Below are 910 nucleotides of genomic sequence, written 5' to 3' on the forward strand. Positions count from 1 at the left end.
CCTCAGTACCGATCGCGATACCGTCGACAAGCTCTTGCGGGGCATCTGGCAGCAAACCCTGACACCCGATCAGCGCCGCAGCGACCTGCGCTTGCTGGAGTTACAGGAAGGTGCCAACGAATCGGATATCCGTCGGCAATATCGCCGTCTCGCCATGCGCCACCATCCGGACCGGGGTGGTGATGTCAGTCATTTCCAGGCGCTGCTGGCGGCGTATCAACGGCTGACGGTTTGACACTTTCTTCTAGAACCGCAACCAATATCCATCTTGTTGGCCAGGACAGGCTATCTTCGGCAAGGGGTCACTAGCGACGGCGCAACCGCCAGAAGGTCAACACAGAAGGAACAATATCGGCAGTCACCAACACATCAGGATGCCAAGGAACGTCACTCGAATGCCGTAGTCACAAGGGGGCATCTATTTAATCCGGTGCTCACTCTGGGCTACCGGATGGTTTCGAATCACGAAGCCGACTTGCAGGCCTGACGGGTCAAGTCAAACGTCGGCGACACCGAGTCGAGATCATCCGGCAGCCCCCGAAGGGAGCGGGTTGCCGCCGTCCAGTGCGGTGTTGACGAATTTGAAAAGGACTCGTCATTTCGCTGCATTCGTCGCCTTGCCCTGAACAACGGCAACACTCGCGCAGAGCCGTGCAGGATTAAATGGATGTCCCCATTACATTAGCAACAGAGAGGCCAATATTCCTCAACAGGAATATTTAAAAATTATGACAAGCAATCACTAATAAAATCAAAGTGTTGGGCAAGCCAGCCCAAGCAACAACTGGCACACGATAAACATAACAACGGAGTGTGGCCGGGAAATTTTGTTGAAACAGGCCATTTGGCTGCCATTATTTTCAGTAGACTGCCAAAAATGACAGGCAACAAAAATCACCCAAACAACCCC

Annotated in this window: 1 protein-coding gene; it reads left to right on the plus strand. The window is 53.3% G+C overall.

Annotation, left to right across the window (positions count from 1 at the left end; genetic code table 11):
- Positions 1-235, plus strand: a 235-nt coding sequence (locus Q4563_RS15485; protein ID WP_303605089.1) for a J domain-containing protein, incomplete at its 5' end; no start/stop codon positions are given.
- Between the last annotated feature and the right edge of the window lie 675 nt (positions 236-910).

Source organism: Gilvimarinus sp. 1_MG-2023, from assembly GCF_030548285.1.